This window comes from Bacteroidetes Order II. bacterium, from assembly GCA_016788705.1.
GTDB lineage: Bacteria > Bacteroidota > Rhodothermia > Rhodothermales > UBA2364 > UBA2364.
The window spans coordinates 1-6495 of sequence record JAEUSQ010000045.1 but is presented as its reverse complement, the minus strand read 5'-3'; the positions used below and the strand labels follow the sequence as shown (position 1 = coordinate 6495).

Below are 6495 nucleotides of genomic sequence, written 5' to 3'. Positions count from 1 at the left end.
CATGAGCGGTGAAATAAATCCCACCCAAGCCATGCACATTTAAACTGCCCCAATTATCATTGCCCGAATCCCTGCGTTCCCGCTTCTTTTTCCACTTTGTTTTCCCTGTTTTAAGGTCCAACGCAATGAGTCTGTCCGTTTCATGCAGGAGCACGATATCTCCATGTTGATGAACACTATTTGCACCCCATACAATAGCCTCATCATCTGCCTTCCATTTGATACGTCCAGTAGCCCTGTCCAACATCATTGGGCGCTTGTCAGAGTCATTGGTGCTGATATCGCCAAAGGTAAATACGCCATCTGGTTGTAGGGGTGGGCGTTTTCTAACTCCATACGTGATGAGTAAGGTGTTTTTCTTCTCTACCTTGCTTTGCCGCCATAGGTTTTTGAGGGTCAGCCCATCGGAGCTGATCACCTTTCCTTCGTTGTTTACATCACAGCCGGCACTCGTGAAGAAAAGGAAAAGGAGCGGGAAAAAGAAATTTTTGCTCATATAGGTATAGGTTATAGGGGGCCGAAGCCCCCTGATTTATCTTCGCGCCACATTGAATGTGTGTCCATAACGACCTCGGCTTTCCATAACATCTCTTATTTCATCAAAAACACGGGGGTGGTGTCTTTGTTCGGCATGATTGATCCCCTCATCCTCCACCACAATCTTACCAACAGCATTGGCAAAAGTTTGGGATGCAGCGGTGATAAAGCCATCCCCCATAGAATCGGAGGTACGCACACCTGCGTATAGCATGTTCCAATCACGCTCGGTCCAATATAAAAGTTGTGCCCCACCCGTGAACCATGCATTTGCACGAGCTATGTTAAGCGGTAATGTCCACGGACTCTTTATTCCTCTGACTGTATAAAAAACACCCATTGCCATCCAAGCATAACCTGCGCCATGGGCAATGGTTACCGCAGTTCCTTGGTCCATGTTTTTATCACTTGCTGCCAGTCTATAAGCCGCATTTCTATCTTCGTAAGTAGCAATGCTGACAAACGGTACAGTGGTGTTTTGATTGCCTTGGAAAAAAGCAGCATCGGGTTGTAACTCTTTAGATGATTGATTGGATCTTTCACTTAGCTTGCTACCTATTAGATTCTGAATCATCATTGTTAAATCTTTGCCGGTTCCTAAAACTGCCAACATATTTACAAAAGAAACCGCCGGACAACGACTTGGACCTGCCATGATATTTGCCGTTACTTTATCGGTTGTGTTTTTTGCAAGTCCACTTTCTAGTGATCTTGCGATTTCAGCACCATGATGTGGCGTACCAACTGTAATGGCGGCACTAAATGGCGCTCCTCCTTGTTTGTCTATTTGTCGGAGTGTAATCCCGCCCATGCTATGTCCAATTGCAAGTGAGTTGGAGCCACTCATTTTACTTCTTGCATCATTCCCTGCCTGAGCAATACCATCACTACTTTGATAATTGAAGGCTTCTGCAGCAAGTTTGTGAGTACTATTAAGTGCAGAAACCATATTTTGCAGTTTGTCAGAAGTGCCGTTGTGCCCATGTAGGACGTATGCCTTTCGGTCTTGTCCTTGTAACGACGGAACCAAGAGCAACAAAATGCCTAAAATAATTGCATGTTTCATAATGTTAAGTTTTTATTGGTTAAGCAGGTTGTTTATTTAGATATCCGAAGGTTTTTGTATCGTGCTTCCCCACTAATCACAGATGTGCCCCCGTTTTGGACTAATTTAGTAATGCTTTTTTGTGAAGCAATGACCTTTTCGCCATCGTGCATCCGGTAGGTATAAGATACATCTGTAAAAAGTTTACCCTTTATTTCTGCCGTTTCACGTATGATTTCGTTTTTCTCATTATCAAAAAACGTCTGAACATTCAAAAGATCACCTGTTTCGTTATCAGTTTGCTGATAGGAGTAGGCTGTCAATTTCCCAACTTCTCTTTTGTACGCAGAAGAAGGGATATGCTCTTTTGTTGGTGCAGCAAAAGGCATCATAAACGGTTTTTGTGTTTTGGAGAGTGCTCCCACCCCGCCAGATTCTTCTTCCAGAGTAAGCCCTTGGGTATTCATGCGCTCAATTATGTTACCACTTTCATCATATAGTATGGTTTCCGTAGGGGTAACACGTGTGAGGCCAATATTACGAACATCAGGTATGTCACGTGGAATAGTGGTCTCTGCATTCCATAAAGTCCGAATATCCATTACATAGTTACCCCCACCATAGACAGACACCTCTACATTTTGTTCAACATTGTAGGGGTCGGGTGTAACTTCCCTTTTACTTAACCTATCCGTTCTATCAAAGCCGTGAAGAGGAATGAATTCCGATTCGATTTTTTGCTCAAGGTCGAAAGAAATTTTTTTAACGACTGGTGGATCACTTTGATCAACGCCGGGGGCGGGCTGTAAATTATCCTTGCATCCTGCTAATAGAAGCGATACAAAAAACAAGGACAAAATAGGTTTGAGAGTAAAACGCATATCATTGTTGGATTTAGTGAATGGTTACATGCAAAATAATATACCCTTTTGCATACCATACCAACCTTTCGCCCAACCTTTCGCCCAACCTTTTTCTAAACTTTTTGCCCAAAGGTAATTCCTTAATAGGTTGACTGGATTTTTGTGAACACTAATTAAAGGTGTTTCATAGACGCGTAAACACATGCGCTTTGGTTCATTCAAAGCGGATAATTGCTCATCATAAAAATAGATTACGCGAAGGAAGGTAAGGGTAGTGGTGATGTGTGACCGTTATTGATTTTTACGCACATTTTGCGAAACACATTCACGATTTTTGGTCTTGTAGCAGGGCTACCGCCAGCCAGCAATCCTCATGACGGGTAAAAGGAACCACCCAGTGCTGCCCGATGTGATCTGTGACCAAGGCTTCTTGGGCATCGAGGTTGATGTGGGCCTGTATTTTTTTAGGAGAAAGCCGAAATCCTGTTTTTAAACCCTTGAGCACCGCTTCTTTAATGACCCAAAGCAAGATGTTTTTCTCATTTTGTGGGGCGTCTAAGGCATGAAAAGCCTCGTAATCGGTCGGAGGCAGTAGGAATTTCCAGAGGTCGTCACGCCTTTTTTGGATGTGTTCTAAGTCTATCCCAACAGGAGTAGGCGCAAAGACTGCGGCGGCTTCAGAAGCCGTATGCGTAACGGAGACATAGAGGGGCGGGTCTAATACGAGGGCCGGGGCGCCGGAAGGCTCAGTAACAAGAGGAATTTCATGGGGTAGCTGATTCAGATGGGGCATCAGCAAGGTGCGCATGGCGAGGCGGCCTGCTAAGTAGGTGGCACGACGGCTCTCATTGGTAAAAGTCGCAGCATGGTTCCGTTCTTCTTCCGAGACTAATTTAATGCAATTTGCCGGGAACGGACACCTGACAGGCATGATGCAAAGGGATTGCTGCTGCATCAACGCCGAGATGGAAGGCGGGGATATGGTCATGCCATTCGTTGAAAAGAAAAGCCCGATCATGAATAAAAAATCGGGCTTAGGTCGTTATATGATAACAAATTAACCTTTTGCTGCCGCATAAAGACCCGCAACAGCGTCCCAATTCACCACATTCCAAAAAGCGGCAATGTAGTCGGGACGGCGGTTTTGGTAATGCAGGTAATAGGCATGCTCCCAAACATCTAAGCCGAGGATGGGCGTATGGCCTTGCATCAAGGGGCTGTCTTGGTTGGCCGTTGAATAGGCTTCCAATTTACCCTCGGCATTTACCACGAGCCAAGACCACCCGCTGCCAAAACGGGTAGCACCGCCTTGTGCAAATTTGGTTTTGAAGGCATCAAAAGAACCAAATGCGGAATCTAAGGCCGCTGCCAAATCACCTTTTGGGCCGCTGCCATTATTCACTTTCATGATGTTCCAGAACAACGTATGGTTGGCATGGCCGCCGCCATTGTTAATCACGGCTTGGCGGATGTTTTGGGGAACATTGTTGATGCCACGTAAGAGGTCTTCGATGGACAACGCCTGAAGATCGGCATGGCCCTCCAAAGCGGCGTTTAGGTTGTTTACATAAGCCTGATGATGTTTTCCGTGGTGGATTTCCATTGTTCGAGCATCCACATAGGGTTCTAAGGCATCGTAGGCATAAGGTAAGGGTGCAAGGATATGACTCATTTTTTTGTTGGTTTGGGGTTGGACTTGCTTTAATGCAGGAGCAGAACATGCCGTTAAACTGGTTAAAGCAAGGGTTGTGAGGAAATCTCTTCTTTTCATACAAAGGTGATTGGTAGGGTGAAAAGAACTGGACTTGCAACGCCTTTTGTGCTGGGAAGTTCAAAATAGGGCGTCAAGGTTTGGTTAAGAACGGTTGGTGTCGAAGAAGGTCACGTTTTGCCGAAAGATAAGTAGGGATAAGTAGGTCTAACGTCATGCAAAAGACCAGCAATGCGTAAAAAAAAAACCTGAAGCCAAAAAAAATACTTCAAATGAAGTACATAAGGCTTTGAAGAGGGGTGTACCTTTATTTGAACCCTTCAAAACCCTTTTCTATATGCAAGAAAAAATTTTAATAGACACCCTTCTTGGTCTTTCGGCGTGCCGCTATGGGGTGGAGCAAAAAAATGCTGCTTTTCAGATGAAACTCAGTGGGGCGATGAATGACGCTTGGACGGGGAAAGCCAGTTTTTATCCTGCGACACGGGTGGATAACCACGAGCCAGCCCTGCGCCTTCAATGCTATACGTACCAACAAAAAGGGCTTGTTTTCCATATTCCAACGACAAAAATTTTCTCTGGACAATCTTTTACGCTTAGCCCCGACATCAGGGAAGATGCCTTGTTGTTATTGCTTTCGGGATTTGAGGGACTTTTGGTTCCGGTTTCTGGGTTTTTGTCTTTCGACGAAGTGAATAGTCGGTTTTATGGGGGAAAATTTGAACTTATCCTACGTAATGAAGTACATCTGAGCATGGACAAAATGCCGGAAATCAAGGTGAATGCAACCTTTCGTGCAACACCTGGATGGCCTAATTTCGACCTACTCATAGGAGGCGTTCATTGCCTAAACTGAGGGCCTTGTGGTTAATTCGGGGTAAACATTGAAAAGCGTGTTTCGTTTCGGTAATTTTATATCCTTACACTTACCGAAACGAACGTACATGTCTGCTTTGTTCCGCCGTTGGCCGCTCTTGCTCTTACACTTTGTCACCGCTTTGTTCTTGGTGCGTGGTGCGCAGGTGGCACTTGCTGACCGCCTTTTTTGGGATATTGAGTGGATCAATGGCGGTTTGGTCACGGCAGTCTTAGACCATAGTCCAGCAAAAGCGGCGGGTCTAATGCCGTTAGATTGGGTGCTTAAGGTAAATGACGCAAAACCTTCGGAGATGCCCCATTTGGTCTCAAAGGCCGAAGCTGGGGAAAAGCTCTCTCTTCAAGTGCTCCGGAATGGCCAGCAACAAACAGTATGGTATCTGGTGACAGTTGCACCTTTGGAAAACAGGCTCAATGAACTTATGAAGCCCTTTGTGGGCTTTTCGTTTTGGGTGATTGGGTTGATATTGGTGGTGTTTCAACCGTCTCATAGGGTCGCGCCCATCTTTTTGGTTTCGTCTATTATCGCCACGTTCATGCTTTCTGCTATCACCTTACGGATCACTTTACCGGGTGGCTTATTCGTCTCAAATATTTTAGAAACCATTATTGGCGTACTGGCCATCCATAACTATGCACTTTTTCCGTCATCTATCCCCAAAAAAATGCTAATATGGTTGATGGGTATTATGTATGGGTTGTTATTTTTGATGGGGTTAGCAGCTTTTGGGGCGGTTTATTGGACGGATGATCTGGGGGTGCGCACCTGGCAGTTTCGGCTTCAGGAAGTATTTACCGATGTGGGTTTTATGGCTGCATTGCTCATTTTACTCTGGCCCTCCATCCGTGCGGACAATATAGACCTCGCTCGTAGGAAGCGACTCTTGGTGTATGGTCTAACTTTGGGCTTGTTTCCGTTGGTCACTTTATACCGCCTGCCCACGGTATTTGGCAATGAGCCTTGGGTTTCTTATTCTTGGGTGTACCCATTTATTGTTTTTATACCCATTACCTATGGAATGGCTTTGCTACGGGGCGAATTGGGTAAAATTGACCGCTTCCTAAACCGCAGTTTGGTGTATTCTATGCTGCTTGGGATTTTTGTAGGAAGCTATTTTGTACTTTTTTTGTATCTGGAATCCTTACCTAAATATACCTTTCTTAAACCATTTGTGAGTGCCAGTATTGCGCTATTGGCTGCATTTGGTTTTCCTTACGTGCGCCAATGGCTCCAAAAACAGGTAGATGCCTTGCTTTATGGAGGCTGGTATGATTACCGAACCATTATTGACCAAAGTGCGATGCGGCTAAATTTTGTGCGAGATGGTACCGAAATGGCAGCGGAGGTTCGGGAAATCCTTCATTGGATGCGGTTTGAACAAGCGGTGTTGTTGTTTCCACAAGACATAGGTGGGTTTTGGGTGATAGATCAATTTGGGCTACTGGAATCCCAAATCCAGCAT

At 45.1% G+C, this 6495-nt stretch carries 7 protein-coding genes; 2 read left to right on the top strand and 5 right to left on the bottom strand.

What is annotated here, in order from left to right; translation table 11 throughout:
* From JNN12_11970 to JNN12_11950, 5 genes are all read right to left on the bottom strand, one after another.
* Positions 1-496: PQQ-binding-like beta-propeller repeat protein (locus tag JNN12_11970; protein MBL7979048.1), on the bottom strand; the 496-nt coding region annotated here is incomplete at its 3' end.
* 36 nt (positions 497-532) lie between these two features.
* Positions 533-1603 carry a hypothetical protein gene (locus tag JNN12_11965; protein ID MBL7979047.1) on the bottom strand — a complete coding sequence of 357 codons (1071 nt, stop codon included), beginning with the start codon at positions 1601-1603 and terminating at the stop codon, positions 533-535.
* Positions 1604-1635: 32 nt separating this feature from the next.
* The gene (locus JNN12_11960) at positions 1636-2463 is read right to left on the bottom strand and encodes a hypothetical protein (GenBank protein MBL7979046.1); all 828 of its coding nucleotides are present in this window, start codon (positions 2461-2463) and stop codon (positions 1636-1638) included.
* Positions 2464-2770: 307 nt separating this feature from the next.
* A complete protein-coding gene (locus tag JNN12_11955) occupies positions 2771-3433 on the bottom strand; it encodes a 4'-phosphopantetheinyl transferase superfamily protein (protein ID MBL7979045.1) in 663 nt (220 codons plus the stop codon).
* Positions 3434-3502: 69 nt separating this feature from the next.
* Positions 3503-4117, bottom strand: a complete 615-nt coding sequence (locus JNN12_11950; GenBank protein ID MBL7979044.1) for a superoxide dismutase — start codon at positions 4115-4117, stop codon at positions 3503-3505.
* 376 nt (positions 4118-4493) lie between these two features.
* On the opposite strand from JNN12_11950, the gene JNN12_11945 reads away from it, so the two are divergent.
* Together JNN12_11945 and JNN12_11940 are read left to right on the top strand one after the other, a co-directional pair.
* Positions 4494-5012, top strand: a complete 519-nt coding sequence (locus JNN12_11945; protein ID MBL7979043.1) for a hypothetical protein — start codon at positions 4494-4496, stop codon at positions 5010-5012.
* Between the two features lie 88 nt (positions 5013-5100).
* On the top strand, positions 5101-6495 hold a 1395-nt coding region (locus tag JNN12_11940), incomplete at its 3' end, for a PDZ domain-containing protein (protein MBL7979042.1).